Raw genomic sequence first — 20,235 nt, 5'->3', positions numbered from 1 at the left:
TCTTAATGTGCAGCGGGCATTTCTGAGGTGAGTCGCTCGCCTGCACCGGTCACTGTTGTCTGTACTAGGAAAGACAGGATGGTGACTGTATTTGTGACAGGGCACCGGGTGGATTTCGCTATTTCTTTTTCTGGGACAGGAACCGGCAGGTCACTCGGCGAGCTTGCCGTCGGTTGAGACTTCTTCCATCAGGAAGGAGATCTCCTCAGGGATGGGAGGAATGCTCTCGCGGGTGATCCCGGTCGTCGGCGACCACACGAGGTTGACCTGGAGCGCCGGGTCCAGGTCCGGGTAGTCGCTGCGGTTGTGGCAGCCTCGGGTCTCACGGCGCTCGAGTGCCGCTTCGAGCGTGGCCCGGGCCGCCAGGGCCGCGGACTTGAGGTCGAAGGCGTGCGCGAGATCCTGGTAGCCGGCGATGTCGGGATGCACGCCGACGTTCTCCATCCGCTTCTCGATCACATCGAGTTCTCCCAGCCCGGCCCGCAGCCCCTCCTCGTCACGCACGACGCCCGCGTACTCGGTCATGGTGTTGCGGATGGCGCGTTGCAGCGCGCGGACGTTCTCCGGCCCGTCCGCCACGAGCAGCTCGTCGACCTCGGCGCGAGCCTCGGCCACCGCCGACGCCGAGCGCGGCTGCGCGGTCAGCGAGTCCGAGTAGGAGGCGGCGGCCTGCCCGGTGATCCGGCCGTAGACCAGCAGCTCGACGAGGCTGTTGCCGCCGAGCCGGTTGGCGCCGTGCAGGCCGCTCGCCGCCTCACCGATGGCATACAGACCGCGCACGTCGGTGCTGTGGTCCTCCGGCCGGACCCAGACCCCGCCCATCGAGTAGTGCGCCGTGGGCGCGACCTCGATCGGTTCACGGGTGATGTCCAGCATCTGCAGGTCAAGAAGTGTCTGATACACCCGGGGGAGCCGGTTCATGATCGTCTGCCGGGGGAGGTGGGAGACATCGAGCCACACGCCGCCCTTGGATGTGCCACGGCCCTCCTTGATCTCCGTATAGGAGGCGAGGGCCACCCGGTCGCGGGTGGAGAGTTCCATGCGCTCGGGGTCGTAGCGGGCCATGAACCGCTCGCCGAGCGCGTTGCGCAGGATGCCGCCCTCACCGCGTGCGGCCTCGCTGACGAGGGTGCCGGCCGCGTTCTCCGGCTCGATGATCCCGGAGGGGTGGAACTGGACCAGCTCGGGGTCGCGCAGACGGGCCCCGGCGTCCACGGCCAGCCGGAACGAGTCACCGGTGTTCTCGTCGCGCCGCGACGACGTGCGCCGCCAGATGCGGGTGTGGCCGCCCGCCGCGAGGATGACGGCGTCGGCGTGGATGAGGTAGCGCTTCCCGTTCGCGAGGTCGAAGCCGTAGGCCCCGAACACCGCTCCGTCGTGCACCAGGAGCCGGGTGATGTACACGCCGTCGAGCATGGGAATGTCCAGCTGGCTCGCGCGCCTGATGAGCGTGCGCTGGATCTCCAGACCGGTGTAGTCGCCGGCGAAGGCGGTACGCCGGAACTTGTGCGCGCCGAAGAAGCGCTGGGAGATACGGCCGTCCTCCTCCCGGGCGAAGGCCATGCCGTAGCGCTCCAGGTCGTCGATGCCCAGGGCGGCGCCCTGGGTGACGATCTCGGCGGTGCGGGGATCACCGAGCAGGTAGCTCTCCTTGAGGGTGTCAGCGGCGTGCTGCTGCCAGCTGTCCTCCGGGTCCATTGTGGCCAGGGCCGCGTTGATTCCACCGGCGGCGAGGGATGTGTGGGCGTCCTCCTTGGGGCGCTTGCCGACGGCGAGGACATCGATGCCGGCCTCGGCCAGCTCGATCGCCGCCCGCAGACCGGCTCCGCCGGTACCGATCACCAGCACCATGGTGGAGAGACGTTGTTCTGTGGCAGCCACGATTGCTCCGATCGTTGTGGTCGTCACCCACTACGACCGGATGACCAAGGGCGTTGTGACACGCGCGACGCGAACTCCCCGTCCCGGACACCCGCCGAGTACTGACGCGAGCCCCAGCGCGGGCGCGAGAGGCGAGGACAGCCCGTGGTGCCATGTCGTCGCCCGCCACCTGTGCGGGCGGAGCGTCAGGGGAGGAGGCTGTCCAGGGGCCCCGGGATCGGCGAGGAGGGCGTCGTCGACATCGGACCCGGATTCGATCAAGGAACGGATCGAGTCGATGACGTCCCACACATTCACGTTCATCGCCGCAAGAACGCGGTTTGCCGCGGATGGCAGGCGTTGGCGACATCGCCCGCGGCGTAGATGCCGGCCACCGAGGTCTGCAGATGCTCGTCGGTGACAATGCCGCTGCGCACCTCCAAGCCCGCTTCCTGCGCGAGTTGGACAGTAGGCGTGATGCCCACGACCACGGCGTCCGCGGCCAGGTGGCTGCCATCGGCGAGCACTACGCCGTCCACGCGGCCGCGGCTTCCGGCGATGCGCTCGACCTGCGTACGGGGGCGCACATCCTTACGCCCGAGGACGTTCGTCAGCGGCAGCTCCGAGTGCTCGAGCACCGTCACTTCCGCTCCGGCCATCCGGGCGGCCTCGGCGGTCTCGAGGCCGATCCATCCGCCGCCGATCACGACGATTCCTGGCTCCCTCGGTGAAGGGGTCCTTGAGCCGTTCACTGTCTCTCACGCGTCGCGGGTACAGAACCTTGCCGAGATCCGCGCCGGGAACGGACAGCCGACGCGGGGACGAGCCGGTGGCCAGGAGCTTGGCGTAGGGCACACGGCGTCCGTCGCCTGCCTCCGCCGTCTTGCCCGCGGGCAGACCGTTCGGCCCGGTTGTCACACCGTCACAGGTTCCTTGGTCATACCGGATAGCCGGATGGGCTGCACCGGTCAGCCCCTGTGAACGTCTCCGCCGGTGGCGAAGGAGGAGAAGATGACGTACGTCATTGCGCAGCCCTGTGTCGACGTCAAGGACAGGGCCTGCGTGTTGGAATGCCCGGTGGACTGCATCTATGAGGGCGAGCGGATGCTCTACATCAACCCCTCCGAGTGCGTCGACTGCCACGCGTGCGAGCCGATCTGCCCGGTGGAGGCCATCTTCTACGAGGACGACCTCCCGCAGTACTGGGTGCACTACCGGTCCATCAACGCGGAGTACTTCGAGCAGCCTTCCCCGCGGCAGGAGGTACGTGCGGTCACCCATGGCGACCACCGTCTCGTCGCTGAGTTGTCCCCGCAGAGTTCACACAAGCGGGACATCGCCGTGTTCACCATCGGCAAGGAAGAGGCTGCCGACGCCGACCTGTGGTTCCCCTCGCCGTGAGAAGCGTGGGGTGGGTACGGTGACCACCGATGCGTCTCCGGTGAGAAGGCGATGCACCGGGCAGCGGCCTGCCACCTCCAGCAGGCGCTCTATCTGGGCCGGCTCCAGGTCGCCGGCCGGCCTGATGTTCTTGACTATTTGTGCGCGTGTGCACGATCCGAGCGCGGCCAGGAGCAGCTCTCCCGGTGTGGGCCCCGTATCCAAGCTGATGGGCTCGGGCTCGTCTGCTGTGATGGTGTGCGGCCCGACCGCGATGGAGCGGGCAAGACGCTCGCCCTCACGAATCGACACCGTGCGTGTGTGAACGGCCCGGGAAGCGCCGTGTGCCACCGAGTGGCGGCACACGGCAGCTGCCCCTAGGGAGCCAACGTGATGGTGGTCGGCGTTCCCTGCGAGGCCATCTTCGCGTAGGGGCACAATGCGTCGGCCTTCTCCAGGAGGGGAGCGGCGATCTCCGGAGTGACACCTGGCCACTTGACCACCAGGTCGACACGGAGCAGATAGCCGCCGTCTCCCGGATCCCGCCCGAACGCCACGGTGGCTTCTACGGAGATCGCGGCAGGATCGAGTGCCTCCTGCCGCGCCACCAGGCTCAGGGCCCCGTGGAAGCAGGCCGCGAAACTGGCGGCGAACAACTGCTCGGGGTTGGTTCCCTGGCCGTCCCCTCCGAGTTCGGCGGGCATGCGCAGGCTGAGGTCCAGGGCCCCGTCGTCCGACCGTGCAATCCCCGAGGCTCGCCCGTGGCCGGCCATACCGCCGCTGACGGTCACAGTCGTGGAGTAGATGGGGGAGAAGGAATCCCCGTCGAAGTCCTTGTCGGTGGACAGATTGGGCAACTTGATCTGGTCGTTCACAGCATGACTCCGGCGTCGCCGCGGTATCCGCCCCGGCAGCACCCGGCAGGCACGCACGGAGCGGGCAACGCGGTGGAAGGTGAGGGGCCGGCCTCTGCAGGCGTCTTTGCCTGGCGGGTCGGGGAATACCCCCATCCGCAGGCGGGGGCCACCGTGCCGCTCATGACATTCGTCATGTGGTGTGTCCTTCATCTTGGAGAGACCTTGGGTTCCGGATAGCTAGTTGACCGGCAAGTCACCTCTCTCGTGACACAGCCGGCACCTCACTCCAGGGCCGCGCAGGTTCCCCGACTGACGCGCTGGGCGTTCAGTCGCTCAAGGACGTCACGTAGGGCAACAGCTTGGCCGGATTCATCAGAGACAAGAACAGCCGGTCGTCCATTGGCCTCGACCCACCGAATGTCCATCTGGGGCCAGAACCGGGGAGCGAAGGCCACGAGGTACTTGGAGACGTGCGGATGTCCGATGACCGGAATCTTCGACGCGCCGCGCACTCCGCCGCCGTCGGAGTAACTGACGACGTCGCCGGTCACGTAGGTACTGCACCTCCGGCGAATCCTCACCGGGGTGCCAGTACGGCACCAGGTCGCCGCTCAGCGCGCTGTCCGGGATGGGAAGCTCCAGAACGTCGCGCATCTGACGGAACTGCGCCATCGTGAGCTTCTTCATCTGGTGGTTGGCGTTGCGTGACTCGAAGTCCGGTCCCAGCGTGTGCCCCTTCACCGTCTGGGCGAGGACGACGGTGGGTTTCCCGCGGTGTTCGAGGGCGGCCCGGTAGGCGGCGTAGACCTTGAGCGGTTCGTGCCCGCCGCGCGAGTTCTCGAACATCTCCACCAGTTGGGCGTCGCTCAGTCCGGCGGCGATGCCGGAGAGAGCGTCGCCGGTGAAGAAGTGCTTGCGTATGTAGGCGGCGTCCCGTGCCGCGTACGTCTGCATCTGCGCGTCGGGCACCTCGCCGAGGCGCTTCACGAGCTCGCCGGTGGTGTCCTGCTGCAGCACCGGGTCCCAGGCCTTGCCCCACAGGGACTTGACCACGTTCCAGCCGGCGCCGCGGAACCGAGTCTCGAGCTCCTGAACGATCTTGGAGTTCGACCGTACCGGGCCGTCCAGGCGCTGCAGGTTGCAGTTGACGACGAAGGTGAGGTTGTCCAGACCCTCACGGGCGGCGAGCGCCAGGGCGGCCATCGACTCGGGCTCGTCCATCTCCCCGTCCCCGAGGAAGGCCCAGACCCGCGATGCGGAGGTGTCCTTGATGCCCCGGGCGTGCAGATAGCGGTTGAACCGGGCCTGGTAGATGGCCGTGAGCGGGCCGAGGCCCATGGACACGGTCGGGAACTCCCACAGCCACGGCAGACGCCGGGGGTGGGGGTAGGACGGCAGTCCGTGGCCGCCGGCCTCACGCCGGAAGGCGTCCAACTGTTCCTCGTTCAGGCGCCCATCGAGGAACACGCGGGCGTAGATACCCGGCGAGGCATGCCCCTGCAGGTACAGCTGGTCGCCTGAGCCATCCCCCTCCTTGCCCTTGAAGAAGTGGTTGAACCCGATCTCGTAGAGCCACGCCGCCGACGCGTAGGTGGAGATATGACCGCCAAGGCCCAGGCGCGAGCCGCGCGTCACCATCGCCGCCGCGTTCCACCGGTTCAGCGCGGTGATCCGGGACTCCATGGCGATGTCACCGGGAAAGGTCGGCTGCGAGGCCGCAGGGATCGTGTTGATGTAGTCCGAGGACAGAAGCCCGGGCAAGGTCATCCCGGACCTGGCCGCGTACTCGTGCACACGTCGCAGCAGGTACACCGCCCGTTCTGGCCCGGCATTCCTCATGACGGCATCGAGTGATGCCTGCCATTCCGCGGTCTCCTCGGCGTCACGGTCGGGTAGCTGGTCGAGCTCACTCGTCGCGGAGAGCTCTGCGGGCCGGTCCGGATCACTCATGGCAGCCTTCCTGTCAGGGCGTGGGGAGGGGAGGGGCCGGCTGCGGACGCGGACGTGCTTCCGGTGCCCGCCGGCAGTGTGTGCGCCGTAAGGCGCGCATCACATGGAGGGGTCACCGCCGGGCGAGCCACTGGGCGAACGTTTCGTGCCCCAAGTGGGCGTCCGGCGCGGGAAGCAGCGTCCGCTCCCCGACCTCCGCACCGAAGAAGGGGGCGTGTGTATCGGCGACCACCTCACGCATGTCGCCCCGCGCGGCCAGCAGCTTCGCGGTGAGGTCGTCGAGACGGTGTTCCTCCGGGCCGGCGACCTCGAGAGTGCCGAACAGCGGTACCCCCACGGCGACATGAGCGATCGCAGCGGCCACATCGTCCGCCGACACGGGACGCGTCAGCACGGGCGCAACATGCACGACGTCTCCGTACGTCGCGGGGCGCGACATGTACTCCACCGACTCGAAGAACGGCGTGGCGCGCACGACGGAATGGGGAATCGGCGAACGCCGCACCTGTTCCTCCTGCAGCGCCTTCGCACGGAAGTACCCCGCCCGCAGACGCTCGGCCCCCACGACGGACAGGACCACGTGATGTTCGACGCCCGCCGATGCGGCGGCCTCCAGCAGGTTGCCGGTCGCGGTGCCGAAGAACTCCAGGCTCGCCAGCTGCCCACGGGATGGCGCGTCGGTGACGTCCACCACGACGTCGGCGCCGCGCAGGGCCCGGGTGAGCCCCTCCCCGGTCGTGACGTCGACGCCACCACCGCGTGACACAAGCACAACCTCCACACCATGATCCCGGAGCCTGGCCACAGTCCTGGAGCCGATCCGCCCGGTGGCTCCCGCAACAACGACTCTCATCTGGGTCTCTTCCTGTCGGGGGTTTCGGTGACCCCACTGGTGCCTTCTTGACGGTGACGGTGATGGTGAAGTCAGCCACCAACCCACCACACCTACGACAGGGCTCGTGCCGTTGTTGTGACACTGCTCAGCCGTGTCACGGATCCACGGGGCACTCGGTCATCACTGAGAGACCGGTCATGGGGCCAGAACACACGATCACAGCGTTCGTCGAACGATGTGCGGGCACGGTGGCGCGGTGACCTATGGAGGTGCAGCACAGTGTCGGACAATCATTCAGTGAGCAGGACGAGCGAGCAGTCACGGTCGCAGGGGTGGAAGGCGGCGGCGAAGATGCTGCAGGACGCCGGGCCGCTCGTCATCCCCGAGGGTGCCTCGGCGATGACCATCTTCGTCGAGTGGGAGCCCGGAGACCTGGGAACGCCTCCGCACCGCCACTCGGGGCCGGCCTTCGGGTACGTCATCGAGGGCGCGGTCCGCTTCGAACTCGAGGGCGAGCCCGAGCGCGTGGTCGAGGCCGGCGGGACGTTCTGGGAGCCGGGTGGTGACGTCATCCATTACCAGGACGGCAACGCACTGGCCGATGCGCCAACCCGGTTCACCGTGACAATGATGTGCGCGCCGGGCAAGCCCATGCTCGAGCTGGTCTCCGAGGAGGAACTGGCACAGCGGGCCCACCTGCGCGCCCCGCGGCCCACCGACTGACGCCACCAGGCCGTACAGGCCGGTTACGAAGGGACCCCATCCGCTCCGGGGAGGGCATGACAGGCATGACTGCTCCTGACGTCGTGTACCGCATGCTGACAGCGCTGTTCACGGCTGGGGCCGTCCACACGCTGCGGCATGGCGTCCTGTCACGGAGTTCCGGACGGCGCGACCGGATCGACCATCTCCTGCACACCGACATGGCCCTGGCCATGGCGGTGATGCCGTGGAGCTGGGGACGCATGCTGCCGCAGGCGCCGCAGACGGCCTTCTTCGCGGCTGCCGCACTGTGGTTCGCGCTGACCGCGATCGGCCGCCGCCAAGGGCCGTGGCCGGCCGCAGCCATACGGAGGCTGCCGTACGCGGCCGGGATGGCCGCGATGGCCTGGATGACGCACTCCACGGCGGGCTCCTCGCACGAGACCCTGGCCGAGGGCCTTCCGGCGGTGCACCAAGCCGCGCAACTCGGCCATGTCGCGGAGCAGTCGCAGACCGCCAACGCGGTCTTCCGGCTACGACATCTTCAACAAACTCCTTACATTCCGTGGATGTGCCACGCACGTACGAGTGACCTCGCTGACCGCCCGCAGGCCGACCCGGCTGCCCGCCGACACCCGGCCGCTGCCGTCGATGGCCGCCTACGACGCGCTGCTGCGGCACCGGCCCGCCACCGCCTGTCCCAAGGGAGAACCACCGCGAGTGCTCAACGCCACCGGGGTCTGACCGAGCAGGCCGCCGACGCCGCCATCGACAGCGCCTGCCGGATGCTGCGGCTGCCCACCATCCGGGCCCAGTTCCCCGACGTCGCCAGCGCAGCTGCCCGCGAGCAGATGACCTATCGCGGCTTTCTCGCCGAGCTGCTGATCGCCGAGTGTGACGACCGGGCCCGCCGCCGCTCCGAGCGGTGGATCAAGGCAGCCGGTTTCCCCTGCCAGAAGGCCCTGCGGGACTTCGGCTTCGACGCCAACCCGAAAATCGACCCGGCCGCGATCCACACCCTCGCCTCCTGCGAATGGATCAAGAAGGGCGAGCCACTCTGCCTGATCGGGGACTCCGGCACCGGCAAGTCCCACCTGCTCATCGCGCTGGGCACGGAGGCCGCGAGGCCGGCTTCCGGGTTCGCTACGTGCTGGCCGCCAAGCTCGTGAACGAACTTGTCGAGGCCGCCGACGAACGCCAGCTGACCAAGACCATCGCCCGCTACGGCCGCGTCGATCTCCTCGCGATCGACGAACTCGGCTACATGGAACTCGACCGCCGCGGCGCCGAACTGCTGTTCCAGGTCTTGACCGAGCGGGAGGAGAAGGCGTCCGTGGCCATCGCCTCCAACGAATCGTTCGGAGGATGGACGAAGACCTTCACCGATCCCCGGCTCTGCGCGGCGATCATGGACCGGCTCACCTTCGGCGGCAACATCATCGAGGCCGGGACCGACTCCTACCGTCTTGCCCGTGCCAAGACTCATCCAGCAGAAGACTGATCGCAGCCGCCGCGTCCACTACCGTCCCGTCAGCGGGCAACTCGCCTCCGGGCCAGGCGCGTTGCCCGCCGACCCACATCGTCCGCAGCCCGGCGGCACGGCCGCCCGCGATGTCATGCTCGGGATTGTCGCCGATCATCCAACCGCCTTCGGCCAAGGCCCGACCGCACCGTTCAGCGGCCAGTTGGAAGATCCGGACGTCCGGCTTGCGGATGCCGACCTCGCCGGAGATGCAACAGGCGTCCACCCGCTCGCCCAGCCCGGACCGTTCGATCTTCATCAGCTGGTTGTCGGCCATGCCGTTGCTGACGATGCCCACCCGCCAGCCAGACGCCCGCAACTGCGACAGGCCATCGAGCACCTGCGGCTCACACCGCACCAGGTCCGGCATCCGGGCGCGGAAGGAGGCCCACAACTCGTCGGCCGGTTCTGCCAGTGCGAAGTGTTCCCGCACCTCGTGAAAGAACTGGTCACGAGGCCGGGCTCCATGCCTGTCCGCAGTGATCAGCCAACGTGTTGCCCCGCCTCCGAGCTCGCGCTCGTCGGCGAACTCCGCCGCCCACACAGAAAAAGCAAGCTGCCGGTCGATCAGGGTGTTGTCCAGGTCGAACAGTGCCAACCTCTGCACAGGGCCCAACTCCCACAACCCACCCGACCCCGGCCCCATCCTCTCGGCGAGGTGGGGCCAATTCCCGTTGTCAGATCATGGCATGGGATCGCCAAGTGGGGCCAACTCACACTGTCCTCCGGGGCCATCGAAGACTGCCGAACCCACCCGTGTACCCCGGTCACCGGGTGAACAGTTCGAAGACGACGGCCTGATTCCCGCCGAACCGCGCACTGTGCGCGCAGGTGACGGCGGTGAGGAAACGGCGCGCGTACGTCTCGGGATCTTCGTTGGTCAATGCCTCGATGTACGCGTGATGCCGCAGCAGCGACTGCACCGCCTGCTCAAGGTCCCGGTCCGCGCGCACCGGGTGGGTGGGCTCGGGGAATTGCGACGGCGACCCACCGCACGCCGTTCGAGGGGCGCAGTCCCTGTTCGGTCAGTTCCGGGAAGATCCAGCGGTTGCCGGCGTCCGCCGCGGCGTCGAGGACGGCGCGGCCCACAGCCACGTGATCCGGGGTGGTCCAGGCACCCGGGCCCCAGGCCGCACGGTGGTTCAGGGTGATCGCCAGCTCGGGCCGGTGACGGCGGATGGCAGCGGCGATGTCGCGGCGCAGGGGGACGTCGTCTCGATCACGCCGTCCCGGTGGTCGAGGAACTCCACCGCGCCGACACCGACGGCGGCGGCACTGGCACGCTGCTCCTTCTCCCGCAGGGGTCCGGCCTCGGCCGGCGTCAGCGTGTCGATGCCCGCTTCTTCGCGCGTGGCGAGGACGTGGGTGATCTCACGGCTGTCCTGGACCCAGGAGGCGATTGCGGCCCGAGCACCCGTATTCGAGGTCATCGGGATGGGCCACCACGGCAAGGGCACGCCGCCAGTCGGTCGGCATCGGCCGCAGTTGCGGGAGAGGCGAATCGGACACAGTACCTGCGTTCATCGATTGTTCCCGTGATGGTGCGAGAGCCGCGGCGCCAGAGGCGGTTCCGTCAACCAGCCGTGGGCTCGCCAATGAGCCCGGTGACGGACCGCAGAGGTCTTTCCCAGCGTCATGAAGGCCAGCAAGGCTCCGATCGCCAGGCTGGCTGCGCACAGCGGCATCGCCCGGCTGAACGACGCGTCGAAGGCTGTGCCTGAGCGGTACGCGTCCGGTCCCATGCCGGCGAGCAGCGGCAGCGCCGCTACGGCTACGAGTCCGGAGGCCCGGGCCGCCGCGTTGTTGATGCCGCTCGCGAGCCCGGCGTTCCTGTCGTCCACGGACGACAGGAGTGTCACGGTCAGCGGAGCGACAAAGATGACCATCCCCGTCCCTATGACAAGCAGGGCGGGGAGAACGTCGACGAAATACGACGCGCCGGTGCCGACACGGAGCGTCATCAGCATTCCCACCGCGCACATGAGGGGACCCGCGGTCAGCGGAACGCGCGGACCGAGGCGCTGGGCGAGTTCACCCGAGTGGGACGAGAAGATCAGCATGAGGACGGTGGTCGGCAGCATGGCGGCGCCGGCTTCGAGCGCCGAATACCCGACGACTATCTGGAGTTGGAGGGCGGTCAGGAAGAAGAACCCGCCCAACGCCGCGTACAAGCAGAGGGTGATCAGGTTGATCGAGGTGAACTGGCGGGAGGCGAAAATGGTCAACGGCATCATCGGATCGGGGCGACGCCGTTCGACGAGAACGAACGCGATGCCGGCCGCCACACCGCCGGCCGCCGTGACGGCGATCATGGCACCTCCGTCGCGGGCCTCGGTCAGCGTGTACGTCGCCAGCCCGAGTGCGAGCGCCCCGAGGACGGTCCCCAAGACGTCGAAGCCACGCTGCCGGTGTGCGGTGTCCGCTGCGGCAGTCTGTGGGGGCGCGCCGAATGACTCCGGTACGTGGCGAAGGGCGATCGGGACGCACGCGAGAGCCAGCGGAACGTTCAGCAGGAAGGTCCAGCGCCAGCCGGGCCCGTCCACCAGCCAGCCTCCGAGGAAGGGGCCGGCTGCCGCGCCGATGCCACCGAAGCCCGACCACAGGCCGACCGCGCGGGCCCGGTCGTCCGGATGGAACGACGCCTCGATGAGGGCCAGCGAGCCCGGGGTGAGAAGCGCCCCGCCGACGCCCTGCAGGGCGCGGGCGGCGATCAGCATGCCCGTGTCGGCGGCCAGACCGCACAGGAGAGAGGCAGCGGCGAACCACACGACACCCAGGACGAAGATCCGGCGCCGCCCGAAGCGGTCACCGAGCGCTCCGCCCAGCAGGATCAGGCCGGCGAGGGTCAGCATGTAGGCGTTCACAATCCACTGCAGGGCTGCCAGGTCGGCCGAGAAGTCCTCACCTATGTGCGGCAGCGCGATGGTGGTCGTCGAACCCAGGAGCACCAAGCTCGAGCCCAGGACGGTGGCCAGCAGGATCCATCTGCCGCGGGCGGTTGCGATGCGCGCGGTGGGTTGCTCGTGCGAAGAGATGTCCATGTCGAAGTCCCGGCGTCAGCAATCGGATTCAGTAGCGAGCTGCGTATTCCTGGCGCAGGAGCCTCACATCACGGACTGCGGCTGCGAACGCGTGGGGGCGTTCCTGCGGCAGGTTGTGGCCTGCGTCCTTCACTTGGCGGTGCAGCCTGGGGCCGATGAAGTGGTGGGCGGAGGACGTACCGTCCGTCGCCGGGAAGTTCCCGTCGGCCAGACCGTCCAGCGTGACGGCAGGCACGGTGATCTCGGGCTGCCGGGCGAGGAGGGACTCGAGTTTCTCGTACTCGGTGAAACCGGGAGCGAAACCGAGCCGGTGGCGGTAGGAGTGGATGACGATGTCGACGTAATCAGGGTTCCTGAAGGCTTCGGCGGCTCGGTCCAGGAGTTCGTCGCTGAAATGCCACTTGGGGGAGTTGCGGGTCCAGATGACGCGGGCGACGTCCTTGGCGTTGGCGGCAAGACCGGCCTGCCCGCGCTCGGTGAGGAAGTAGTAGAAGTACCAGAACCCGGCCTCCAGTTCGGGAGCGATGGGCGTCATCGCCGTACTGAGGTCCTGGATGAGGTAGCTGTTGACGGATACGAGGCCGAGGCAGCGCCGGGGCCACACCGCCGCGGCGACGCAGGCGGCCCGGCCTCCCCAGTCGTATCCGGCCACATAGGCCTTCTCCAAGCCCAGGGCGTCCATGAGGGCGATGACATCGGCGCCCAAAGCGGCCTGTTGGCCCGCGCGGGGTGTCACTTCGGAGAGGAACGTTGTGGGACCGTGCCCCCGCAGATAGGGGACGATGACCCGAAAGCTCTGTTCAGCCAGCAGCGGAGCCACGTCCGCGTAACTGTGGATGTCGTAGGGAAACCCGTGCAGGAGCAGCACGGTGTCGCCGTTCTGCGGCCCTGTTTCGTAGTAGGCCACGTCCAGGGCATCGGTTCGCACGTGCCGCAGAGGGGCGAGCCGTTGGAGTGGCGTGACTGCTGGGGGGTCCGCTGCCTGTGGCGTCGTGGAGCCGGAGGCGTATGCCCGGCGGGAAGCGGCGGGTGGTGTGGTTGGTGCTGTGGTGGAGAGCGCGTGGCGGTCCATCCTGGAAGCTCCTCCGTGATCCGGTGCGTGTACGGGCTGGTTGCGGGCCGGCAAGGCGTGACGCGAGAACGGACGGGCTGCTGTGTCCAGGGAGAGCACGCAGGCGGTCTGCAGACGGTGTCGCGGGCCGGTGGCCTTGTCGGGTGACTGAACACGGTGTGACAAGTAAGACCGAGCAGCAGTCTCCGGCGTGACAGGCGGGGTGCGGGGCGGCGCGGGCGGCCCCGGACCCATCGCCGCCCGACCGTCAAGGAGATCGCCCATGCAATGAAGGACCCTTGTGCACGAACTCTGGGCGGGCGTGGCCCTGCGCACGGCCCTGCGTGTGACGTTGTTGTGGTTGCGCCCTACTGTCTGGTCGACGGCGCAGAGAGAGCATGGCGGTCTCCGGAAACGCCGTGTCCCTTTCGCCCACTGTCCGGGGCCGGTAGCGCGAGGGCCGCAACCGCAGGCAGATCAGACGAGTTCGCGCCCTCCGTCGACCGTGAGCACCTGCCCGGCGACGTGCGTTCCCTGCGGGTCGGCGATGCGCAGGATCCAGCGCGCGACGTCCTCGGGATCGCCGAGCCGGCCCGCGGGAGTGCACTCGCCTTCGTTTTCGGGGGCGAGTTCGAGACCGCATCGCGAAGAAAGGAGGCGTAGTACCGCGTCCCGAAGAGAGAGGCGCAGCCGGCTGCATGGCTCAGTGGAACTGGCTGGAGCCCGCAGTCCGTCTCCACGCCTGAGGCCGGGGCGGCGTGGAGACGGACAGTATGTGTCCGGCCGGGCCGGATGTCTTGCTCAGCCGAACTGGCCGGGCTGGTAGCTGCCGGCGGGCTGCTGGGTGATGATGTTGATGCGGTTGTAGGAGTTGATGACGGCGATGAGGGAGATCAGCGCAACGAGCTGGTCCTCGTCGTAGTGCTTGGCGGCGTTCGCCCAGGACTCGTCGGTGACCCCACCGGCCGCGTCGGCGATCCGGGTGCCCTGCTCGGTGAGTTCCAGCGCGGCGCGCTCCGCCTCGGTGAAGACCGTGGCTTCCCGCCATGCGGCGATCAGGTTGAGGCGCACCGATGTCTCACCGGCCGCGGTGGCGTCCTTGGTGTGCATGTCGGTGCAGAAGCCGCAGCCGTTGATCTGGCTGGCACGGATCTTCACCAGCTCCTGAGTGGCGGCCGGCAGCCCCGAGTCCGACACCACTTTGCTCGCGGAGTTGATGTGCTTCAGCACCTTGGCCGCGAGGGAATTGCCGAAGTAGTTGAGACGAGGATCCATGGCGATCTCCTAGCCGGGTTGCGGATACGCACTATTGACCGGTCGGCCCGGCAAAATGTGACACGAGGGCGCGTGTGATGTGTGTCTCCGCCACGCGGGCGACCGACGACACACCGGCCGCCCGCGCCGCATCCAGCCCAGCAGCAGTCACAGAACGCCATGCTGCGTGACCGGAAAGCCTCAGTTTCGTCGGCAACCGTCCGGTTGCCGGGCGCGATGCCGCCTTCACCGCTCTTGCAGCCACACTGCCGTACGTTGTGATGGCGATCCTCGGCGTAGAAAGCCGTTAAAGGGACTCAACCTGTCGCTGGACCGTATCGCTGCCGAGCACGGAGAGGAGCTGCAGGCGCGCGTGGCTCTCCGTACCGGGCACCGCGGTAAAGACCTGGAGTCGCTGCGCCTGGTCGGGGTCGACCAGTGTCTGGCAATGGAGTTCCAGCAGTCCCAACTGAGGGTGCTGGAAGCGCTTCGGGGCGCAGTAGGGTCCGATCACCGGGTGCTCGGACCAGAGCGCTCCGAATTCGGGGCTGGCTGTCCGCAGTGTGTCGACCAGCTCGGCGGTGCGTGAGTCACAGCCGTCGCGCGCGTAGGCGCCGTGGAGATCCGCCACCAGAAGGCGGCTGTGTCCGGCGTGGTCGCTGCTGGGATGGGTCAGCCGGGAGACGGGATCGGTGAACCAGCGATAGTGGAGACTGCGAGCCAGTCCGGTGAAAGCTGTCTCGTCGCCCAGCAGCGCGACGGCCGGCCGGGTCTGTTTCAGCGTCTCGCCCAGGTGGTTGACCACTTTCGCGGGAGTGTCCTCCAGCCGGTCGAGGATGCGCATCATCCCCGGGTTGATGTGGTCGCCGCGCCGGACCCGTCGGGGGACGGCGTAACCAGCGATCTGAAACAGGTGATCGCGCTCCTCGAGAGACAGATGCAGACCGCGTGCGATCGCGCCGAGCATCTGCTCCGAGGGATTCGGCCCATGCGGTTGTTCAAGGCGGGTGTAGTAGTCGGCCGACATGTCGCACAGAGCCGCCACCTCCTCCCGGCGCAGCCCTCCGGTACGCCGGCGGCGCCCGCGCGGGAGTCCGACGTCCTCTGGTTGGAGGGCCTCACGCCGTGCTCTGAGAAAGGCCGCCAGTTCGGCTCTGTCCGCCATTGCGCTGTCCTCTTCGGTTTCGGTCGAAACGGATCCGTGAACGGGCAGCTGACTCAGACGGCCGCGAACGTGATGCCTGTGAGGCGCTCGGAGATCTGCCAGAGCCGGGCCGCGTCGGCCTCGCTCCGGGCCGACTTGTAGATCGCCAGCTGTTTGGGGCCGCCGGTGAACTGGCCGAGACCGTCAGGGCCGTACAAGTGCCCGCCTCGTGGGTCAGGGCTCGTGGCCGCGTACAGCGGGGGAAGCAGACCGGCGTCGACGGATTGCACGAAGATCCCCCAGCGTGCGAACCGCTTCATGATCGCCTCATGGGGTGCGGGGCGGGCGCGGCCGAGGTTGGGCCCGGAGGCGTAGAGATTGGTCAGTGTCGTGCCGGGGTGAGCGGCGTTGCTGACGATGCCCCATTCGCCTGCCGTGCTCAGCCGGTTCAGCTCGAGGGCGAACAGCAGATTGGCCAGCTTGGACTGGCCGTAGGCCCGCACCGGCGAGTATCGCTTCTCGCTCTGCAGGTCGTCCCAGTTGATGCTGCCGCGTGCGGCGGTGCTGGTCATGGTGGTCACACGAGCCCGACCGGCGCGCAGCAAGGGCATCAGACGCCCGGTGAGTGCCACATGGCCGAGGTGGTTGGTTCCGAACTGCAGCTCGTACCCGTCCTCTGTCGTGTGCCGGACCGGCGGGGCCATCACGCCGGCATTGTTGATCAGGAGGTTGATCGGTCTGCCTTCCGTGTTCAGCGTGTCAGCGAGGGTTTCGACCGACGCCAGCGAAGCCAGGTCGAGGACGCGTGTGGAGATCTGCGCCTCGGGCGCGCTCGCACGGATGCGTTCCACAGCGGCGGCACCTTTGGCCACGTTGCGCACCGGCAGGACGAGTTCGGCGCCGGCACGAGCGAGCCGTTCGGCCAGTCCCAGGCCGACGCCGTCGCTGGCTCCGGTCACGACGGCGAGCTTTCCTCGCAGGTCGGGCACGGTTACTGCAGTCATCTCAAGCTCCCAGTCGTGTGGTCCCCTTGCACCAGAGTCCGTGACCGGAGCCTGCCGATCCATGTGGCGCTCAACCATGGATCGGGAGGGCATGGCTGAACCCGGTGCTGTTGTAGGGGTCCGGAGTGGACATGAGCATCAACACTGTGTGACACGGTGCTGTTCCCTCACGGTATGGTCAATGTGACCGCCCCGGCACATGGTTGCGTGACTCGGCCGTTCCGCTCACAGGAGTCACCCCGGAGGCCGACTGTCGGAGATTCAATCATCGATGAAGGGTCCCTTCCATGCCTGCAATCCTGATCCACGGTGTCCCCGACACCCACCACGTGTGGGACGGCGTACGCCGGTATCTCACCCGGACCGACGTGGAGGCCTGGGACCTGCCCGGGTTCGGGGCACCGCGCCCGGACGGCTTCGGCTCCACCAAGGAGGAATACGTCAGTTGGCTCATCGACCGGCTGGAGCGGATCGGTGAGTCGGTGGACCTGGTCGGCCACGACTGGGGCTGTATCTTCACCGCTCGGGTTGCTTCCGTACGGCCGGACCTGGTTCGTACGTGGGCCGGCGGCAACGGGCCGATCAGTTCTGAGTACGTGTGGCATCCGCTCGCGAAGATCTGGCAGGACCAGGCCGCGGGCGACCGTTTCATGGATGAGTTGGAGCCGGAGTCCTTCGCCGACCTGGTGGCGGGCTTCGACGTTCCCGCTGAGCTGGCCAGGGAGATGGTCGGTCGGGTGGATGGGCCGATGAAGGACAGCATCCTCAAGCTCTACCGTTCTGCAGTGACCATGGGCGCGGAGTGGGAACCGGGGCTGGCGCAGGTGTCCGCGCCGTGCCTGGTGTTCTGGGGGGTGCTCGATCCGGCCTGCCAGATCGAGTTCGGCGTGAAGCTCGCTGCAGCCGTGCGCGCGACCAAGGTCGCCGAACTCGACTGCAACCACTGGCCGCCGCTTCAGAGGCCGGCCGAGGTCGCCGCGGCCCTTGAGGCGCACTGGGGCGCGTACGCAGGCGGCTGATGCGTGAGGCCGTGAATGCGTCTGGCCGCGGGCCCGGCCGTTGTACGGGACGCCGCCGACGGTGAGACAGACGGTGCGCGGGCCCACGACCGTTGAGCACACTCACTCGAACGCGGACCGGTCGACCTTCCGCAGATCCGGGCTGCTGCCCATCTCCGCGCGGATGTCGGCAAGAGTCCGGGTGGCCAGTGCTTGCCGCCACGCTTCCTCTGCCCGGCGCATGGCCGTATTGACGCAGAGAGCAGTCGGCGCCGCTTTCGCCCGCGATGGTCATGGGCGGTCTCACCCGCGCAGCCCGGTCCCTGTCGCCGACGGCTACGGCGTGACGATCGCAAGGCAGGCTCGGGCTGCTCGCCCGCTCTCCGGCCGGCAGCAGGCCGCAGGTATACCTCGGTCAGCTCGACCAGGCTCGCGAAGAGTCCGGCGAAGGGCTCGTCCTGGCCGAGGAGGCCGGAGAATGGATCGTCTGGCTGGGCATGAAAGCCACGCCCGGCCTGGTGGCAGCGCTGCGCGGTGAGACCGAGGACGCGGCGCGGCCGATCCACGAACTGCGCGCCCCCGCTGGCTACGTCGGCAGCTCCGCAACGTGGACGCCCGGGCCCCCGCAGCGCCCGCGACGAGTTCGACCGGGTCGGTTCGCAGCCCTGTGCCGAGATGGCCCGCGAGCAGCTGCGCGCCGCCGGGGAGTCAAGCAGTCGGCGGCACGCGAACACCAGCGAGCAGCTGTCGGCCCAGGAAATGCAGGTCGCCGTGATGGCGTCACAGGGGCTGAGCAACCGGGAAGTCGGCCAGCGCCTGTTCATCTCGCACCGGACCGTCGGGGCTCACCTGTACCGGATCTATTCACGCCTGGGCATTACCAGCCGGGGCAAGCTCGCCGCAGCGCTTGCCGCCCTCCACGAGGAACGGCCCGCGGCTGAGGTGTCCGGCGCTTCGGACTGAACTGCCGGTGTCCGACATCGGCACGAATGTTCTCCATCAACGGCGTCCAGGGAGGCCGTATGCCCGTCGCGGATGCCGAACAGCATTCCCAAGGGTTGCGCCCCAAGCCGCCGGGCGATGAACGCGAAAACGTCGAGAGTCGGCGAGTCGAGCCACTGTGCGTCGGCGACCAGAAGCACGGGTGCTGGGTCGGCCGCTTCGCCGAGCAAGTCGTGTGTAGCCAGAGCGATCATGAAGGACTGCGGGGCATACCCCGCAGGGGACGGCCCGGCCATTCCAAAGGCTCCAAGCAGCGCTCCGCCTGAACAGGCGGCAAGGTCTCGGCCTCCACCCTGGACGCGGTGAGCACGGTGACACCCGACAACATCGGACCGCGCAGGCTGAGCGAAGCCATTGTCACAGATGCACCGTGTGCCCGGTCATCACTTCGAAACGGTTATGTGAGCCCTGGAGTGTGCGGCGGCGATCTTTCGTCCGTTCCGGGGCGGACCTATGGAGGTGCAGCACAGTGTCGGACACGGACTCAGTGAGCAGGACGAGCGAGCAGTCACGGTCGCAGGGGTGGAAGACGGCGGCGAAGATGCTGCAGGACGCCGGGCCGCTCGTCATCCCCGAGGGTGCCTCGGCGATGACCATCTTCGTCGAGTGGGAGCCCGGAGACCTGGGAACGCCTCCGCACCGCCACTCGGGGCCGGCCTTCGGGTACGTCATCGAGGGCGCGGTCCGCTTCGAACTCGAGGGCGAGCCCGAGCGCGTGGTCGAGGCCGGCGGGACGTTCTGGGAGCCGGGTGGTGACGTCATCCATTACCAGGACGGCAACGCACTGGCCGATGCGCCAACCCGGTTCACCGTGACAATGATGTGCGCGCCGGGCAAGCCCATGCTCGAGCTGGTCTCCGAGGAGGAACTGGCACAGCGGGCCCACCTGCGCGCCCCGCGGCCTGTGGACTGAGCTGCCGCTTCCTGTTTCAGGAAGGTCGACTTCGACCGCAGCAGACCCACTCGAGTGACGGTGCTTTCGCAGCCGCAGCAGTTGACGAGCTGCGACACCGTGTGCTGCCACCAACAGACCGCCGCCCGCCGGACCAGCGCGCAAGACTCATCCACTGCCGTCCATGGCTCTACGCCGGGGCCAGGGACGGCATACCCCGATGCTCCCGCATATCGCGGCAGGGCACAGCCCAAAGGAGGCAACGATGTTCGAACATCGGACAGAGGCAGAAATGAGACTGCACTCAGAAAGGACGGCCCGGGAACTCGCCCTGCAAAAGCAGCAGGAAGAGGACGGCGAGAACAACGACGTCATCGAGACACCGCCTGGGTCCGACGAGGTGCACGCGACCACGGAACCGGTAGTCACCACCGACGCAGCGTCAGACGAATGACCTCTGGCGTGGGCGGCCTGGGTGAGGTCGGGCATGACCGGCTTGTCCGCACGGTGGTGACCTGGTTTCAGGCGTCCCGGCGGCAGTACTCCACACGCCAGTCGCCTGCGGCCCTCTGCATGGGTGTGGTTCGCCCTACTGGCTCTGGCAGTACCAGTACGCACGGACGCTGCACGTGTACACCTGGACCGACCGGGTATGCGGGGGCCCCGCCGATTCGCCCGGATGTGCCAGTGGCCGGTCGGCTGGTCCGTGGACGCGTCCGTGCCGCCCTCGTCGAGGCACGTGC

15 protein-coding genes and 5 pseudogenes are annotated in these 20,235 nt (G+C 68.0%); 8 read left to right on the top strand and 12 right to left on the bottom strand.

Features of this window, described 5'->3' with window-relative positions:
- Nucleotides 1-150 precede the first annotated feature (150 nt).
- Both QQY66_RS01910 and QQY66_RS01905 read right to left on the bottom strand, forming a co-directional pair.
- The gene (locus tag QQY66_RS01910) at nucleotides 151-1,851 is read right to left on the bottom strand and encodes an L-aspartate oxidase (protein WP_301987113.1); all 1,701 of its coding nucleotides are present in this window, start codon (nucleotides 1,849-1,851) and stop codon (nucleotides 151-153) included.
- Between the two features lie 215 nt (nucleotides 1,852-2,066).
- A pseudogene (locus QQY66_RS01905) lies at nucleotides 2,067-2,727 on the bottom strand (FAD-dependent oxidoreductase); the annotation flags it as partial.
- A 144-nt stretch (nucleotides 2,728-2,871) separates the two neighbouring features.
- Between QQY66_RS01905 and fdxA the strand changes: the two are divergent.
- Nucleotides 2,872-3,261, top strand: a complete 390-nt coding sequence (gene fdxA / locus QQY66_RS01900) for a ferredoxin (protein ID WP_301977258.1) — start codon at nucleotides 2,872-2,874, stop codon at nucleotides 3,259-3,261.
- Between the two features lie 356 nt (nucleotides 3,262-3,617).
- Here fdxA and QQY66_RS01895 read toward each other — a convergent pair whose 3' ends face one another.
- The 3 genes and pseudogenes from QQY66_RS01895 to QQY66_RS01880 all read right to left on the bottom strand — a co-directional run bounded on the left by QQY66_RS01895 (nucleotide 3,618) and on the right by QQY66_RS01880 (nucleotide 6,900).
- A complete protein-coding gene (locus QQY66_RS01895) occupies nucleotides 3,618-4,115 on the bottom strand; it encodes an Ohr family peroxiredoxin (protein WP_301977257.1) in 498 nt (165 codons plus the stop codon).
- 522 nt (nucleotides 4,116-4,637) lie between these two features.
- Nucleotides 4,638-6,047, bottom strand: a pseudogene (locus QQY66_RS01885) (pyruvate dehydrogenase (acetyl-transferring), homodimeric type); the annotation flags it as partial.
- A gap of 112 nt (nucleotides 6,048-6,159) precedes the next feature.
- Nucleotides 6,160-6,900 carry an SDR family oxidoreductase gene (locus QQY66_RS01880; RefSeq protein ID WP_301977256.1) on the bottom strand — a complete coding sequence of 247 codons (741 nt, stop codon included), beginning with the start codon at nucleotides 6,898-6,900 and terminating at the stop codon, nucleotides 6,160-6,162.
- 333 nt (nucleotides 6,901-7,233) lie between these two features.
- On the opposite strand from QQY66_RS01880, the gene QQY66_RS01875 reads away from it, so the two are divergent.
- The 3 genes and pseudogenes from QQY66_RS01875 to istB all read left to right on the top strand — a co-directional run bounded on the left by QQY66_RS01875 (nucleotide 7,234) and on the right by istB (nucleotide 9,085).
- Entirely contained in the window at nucleotides 7,234-7,605 is a 372-nt protein-coding gene (locus tag QQY66_RS01875) for a cupin domain-containing protein (RefSeq protein WP_301987111.1), read from the top strand.
- A 56-nt stretch (nucleotides 7,606-7,661) separates the two neighbouring features.
- Nucleotides 7,662-8,024: pseudogene (locus QQY66_RS01870) on the top strand (DUF5134 domain-containing protein); the annotation flags it as partial.
- 255 nt (nucleotides 8,025-8,279) lie between these two features.
- A pseudogene (istB, locus tag QQY66_RS01865) lies at nucleotides 8,280-9,085 on the top strand (IS21-like element helper ATPase IstB).
- Here istB and QQY66_RS01860 read toward each other — a convergent pair.
- The 7 genes and pseudogenes from QQY66_RS01860 to QQY66_RS01830 all read right to left on the bottom strand — a co-directional run bounded on the left by QQY66_RS01860 (nucleotide 9,021) and on the right by QQY66_RS01830 (nucleotide 16,600).
- The gene (locus tag QQY66_RS01860; RefSeq protein ID WP_301977255.1) at nucleotides 9,021-9,704 is read right to left on the bottom strand and encodes an HAD family hydrolase; all 684 of its coding nucleotides are present in this window, start codon (nucleotides 9,702-9,704) and stop codon (nucleotides 9,021-9,023) included. The pseudogene istB and the gene QQY66_RS01860 sit on opposite strands and share 65 nt — an antisense overlap.
- A gap of 169 nt (nucleotides 9,705-9,873) precedes the next feature.
- A pseudogene (locus QQY66_RS01855) lies at nucleotides 9,874-10,630 on the bottom strand (PIG-L deacetylase family protein).
- Entirely contained in the window at nucleotides 10,627-12,147 is a 1,521-nt protein-coding gene (locus QQY66_RS01850; RefSeq protein WP_301977253.1) for an MFS transporter, read from the bottom strand. The pseudogene QQY66_RS01855 and the gene QQY66_RS01850 overlap by 4 nt, the downstream one beginning before the upstream one ends.
- Nucleotides 12,148-12,175: 28 nt before the next feature.
- A complete protein-coding gene (locus QQY66_RS01845) occupies nucleotides 12,176-13,075 on the bottom strand; it encodes an alpha/beta fold hydrolase (RefSeq protein WP_301977252.1) in 900 nt (299 codons plus the stop codon).
- Between the two features lie 924 nt (nucleotides 13,076-13,999).
- Complete coding sequence (locus tag QQY66_RS01840; RefSeq protein WP_301977251.1) at nucleotides 14,000-14,473, bottom strand: carboxymuconolactone decarboxylase family protein; 474 nt, start codon at nucleotides 14,471-14,473, stop codon at nucleotides 14,000-14,002.
- 286 nt (nucleotides 14,474-14,759) lie between these two features.
- Nucleotides 14,760-15,617 (bottom strand): helix-turn-helix transcriptional regulator, encoded by an 858-nt coding sequence (locus QQY66_RS01835; RefSeq protein WP_301977250.1) that lies wholly within the window; start codon nucleotides 15,615-15,617, stop codon nucleotides 14,760-14,762.
- 53 nt (nucleotides 15,618-15,670) lie between these two features.
- Nucleotides 15,671-16,600 carry an SDR family oxidoreductase gene (locus QQY66_RS01830; protein ID WP_301977249.1) on the bottom strand — a complete coding sequence of 310 codons (930 nt, stop codon included), beginning with the start codon at nucleotides 16,598-16,600 and terminating at the stop codon, nucleotides 15,671-15,673.
- Nucleotides 16,601-16,887: 287 nt separating this feature from the next.
- On the opposite strand from QQY66_RS01830, the gene QQY66_RS01825 reads away from it, so the two are divergent.
- The 4 genes from QQY66_RS01825 (at nucleotide 16,888) to QQY66_RS01810 (ending at nucleotide 19,946) form a co-directional block, all read left to right on the top strand.
- Nucleotides 16,888-17,619 (top strand): alpha/beta fold hydrolase, encoded by a 732-nt coding sequence (locus tag QQY66_RS01825; RefSeq protein ID WP_301977248.1) that lies wholly within the window; start codon nucleotides 16,888-16,890, stop codon nucleotides 17,617-17,619.
- 654 nt (nucleotides 17,620-18,273) lie between these two features.
- The gene (locus tag QQY66_RS01820) at nucleotides 18,274-18,561 is read left to right on the top strand and encodes a response regulator transcription factor (RefSeq protein WP_301977247.1); all 288 of its coding nucleotides are present in this window, start codon (nucleotides 18,274-18,276) and stop codon (nucleotides 18,559-18,561) included.
- 580 nt (nucleotides 18,562-19,141) lie between these two features.
- Nucleotides 19,142-19,513: a cupin domain-containing protein gene (locus tag QQY66_RS01815; RefSeq protein ID WP_301987110.1), complete on the top strand. Its 372-nt coding sequence runs from the start codon at nucleotides 19,142-19,144 to the stop codon at nucleotides 19,511-19,513.
- Nucleotides 19,514-19,784: 271 nt separating this feature from the next.
- Complete coding sequence (locus QQY66_RS01810) at nucleotides 19,785-19,946, top strand: hypothetical protein (protein WP_301977246.1); 162 nt, start codon at nucleotides 19,785-19,787, stop codon at nucleotides 19,944-19,946.
- Nucleotides 19,947-20,235: the final 289 nt, after the last annotated feature.

Origin of the sequence: Streptomyces sp. DG2A-72 (assembly GCF_030499575.1) — a bacterium.
GTDB lineage: Bacteria > Actinomycetota > Actinomycetes > Streptomycetales > Streptomycetaceae > Streptomyces.
Note: the sequence above shows the minus strand (reverse complement) of the source record. Positions and strands in the feature narration are given on the sequence as shown.

Excerpts from the sequence above, each read along its gene's own strand:
- QQY66_RS01910 (WP_301987113.1), bottom strand. The coding sequence starts at position 1,851 with ATGGTGCTGGTGATCGGTACCGGCGGAGCCGGTCTGCGGGCGGCGATC.
- fdxA (WP_301977258.1), top strand. The coding sequence starts at position 2,872 with ATGACGTACGTCATTGCGCAGCCCTGTGTCGACGTCAAGGACAGGGCC.
- QQY66_RS01880 (WP_301977256.1), bottom strand. The coding sequence starts at position 6,900 with ATGAGAGTCGTTGTTGCGGGAGCCACCGGGCGGATCGGCTCCAGGACT.
- QQY66_RS01875 (WP_301987111.1), top strand. The coding sequence starts at position 7,234 with ATGCTGCAGGACGCCGGGCCGCTCGTCATCCCCGAGGGTGCCTCGGCG.
- QQY66_RS01850 (WP_301977253.1), bottom strand. The coding sequence starts at position 12,147 with ATGGACATCTCTTCGCACGAGCAACCCACCGCGCGCATCGCAACCGCC.
- QQY66_RS01840 (WP_301977251.1), bottom strand. The coding sequence starts at position 14,473 with ATGGATCCTCGTCTCAACTACTTCGGCAATTCCCTCGCGGCCAAGGTG.
- QQY66_RS01835 (WP_301977250.1), bottom strand. The coding sequence starts at position 15,617 with ATGGCGGACAGAGCCGAACTGGCGGCCTTTCTCAGAGCACGGCGTGAG.
- QQY66_RS01830 (WP_301977249.1), bottom strand. The coding sequence starts at position 16,600 with ATGACTGCAGTAACCGTGCCCGACCTGCGAGGAAAGCTCGCCGTCGTG.
- QQY66_RS01825 (WP_301977248.1), top strand. The coding sequence starts at position 16,888 with ATGCCTGCAATCCTGATCCACGGTGTCCCCGACACCCACCACGTGTGG.
- QQY66_RS01820 (WP_301977247.1), top strand. The coding sequence starts at position 18,274 with ATGGCCCGCGAGCAGCTGCGCGCCGCCGGGGAGTCAAGCAGTCGGCGG.
- QQY66_RS01815 (WP_301987110.1), top strand. The coding sequence starts at position 19,142 with ATGCTGCAGGACGCCGGGCCGCTCGTCATCCCCGAGGGTGCCTCGGCG.
- QQY66_RS01810 (WP_301977246.1), top strand. The coding sequence starts at position 19,785 with ATGAGACTGCACTCAGAAAGGACGGCCCGGGAACTCGCCCTGCAAAAG.